This is a genomic window from Streptococcus sp. SO2, assembly GCF_030440025.1.
The window spans coordinates 1-1185 of the sequence record NZ_JAQFJH010000041.1; the positions used below are offsets into that span (position 1 = coordinate 1).

The 1185-nt window shown below is 41.9% G+C and carries 1 protein-coding gene; it reads left to right on the forward strand.

All coding sequences use genetic code 11. The features are described 5' to 3' along the window. The coding region (locus PCY17_RS12135; protein WP_301395782.1) for a MucBP domain-containing protein at positions 1-1185 on the forward strand (1185 nt) is incomplete at both ends.

Sequence of the window (1185 nt, forward strand, 5' to 3'; positions counted from 1 at the left end):
CAGTAGGTGAAGTAGATGATCAAGGTCACTTGAAGTCAACAGACCCAACAACTGGTAAGGTTATCGAAGGTGATAAGAATGTAACCTATGTATACAAACTTAAAGAAACACCAGCTGAGCCTAAGGGCAACGTTTATGTCCACTACGTTGATACAGAAGGTAAGACCATCAAGTCAGATGTAACCGACGAAGATGCTCAACCAGTAGACAAAGACTACGACACAGTTGTAGACAACCGTCCACAAGAGATTGAATTCGAAGGTAATACTTACGAATTGGTTCCAGCCGGTAACTACACAGTAGGTGAAGTAGATGATCAAGGTCACTTGAAGTCAACAGACCCAACAACAGGTAAAGTTATCGAAGGTGATAAGAATGTAACCTATGTTTACAAACTTAAAGAAACACCAGCTGAGCCTAAGGGCAACGTTTATGTCCACTATGTAGATACAGAAGGCAAGACCATCAAGTCAGATGTGACCGACGAAGAAGCTCAACCAGTAGACAAAGACTACGACACAGTTGTAGACAACCGTCCACAAGAGATTGAATTCGAAGGCAAGACTTATGAATTGGTCCCAGCTGGTAACTACACAGTAGGTGAAGTAGATGACCAAGGTCACTTGAAGTCAACAGACCCAACAACTGGTAAGGTTATCGAAGGCGATAAGAATGTAACCTATGTATACAAACTTAAGGAAACACCAGCTGAGCCTAAGGGTAACGTTTATGTCCACTACGTTGATACAGAAGGTAAGACAATCAAGTCAGATGTAACCGACGAAGATGCTCAACCAGTAGACAAAGACTACGACACAGTTGTAGACAACCGTCCACAAGAGATTGAATTCGAAGGTAATACTTACGAATTGGTTCCAGCCGGTAACTACACAGTAGGTGAAGTAGATGATCAAGGTCACTTGAAGTCAACAGACCCAACAACAGGTAAAGTTATCGAAGGTGATAAGAATGTAACCTATGTATACAAACTTAAAGAAACACCAGCTGAGCCTAAGGGTAACGTTTATGTCCACTATGTAGATACAGAAGGTAAGACAATCAAGTCAGATGTAACCGACGAAGATGCTCAACCAGTAGACAAAGACTACGACACAGTTGTAGACAACCGTCCACAAGAGATTGAAAAAGACGGTAAGACTTATGAATTGGTCCCAGCTGGTAACT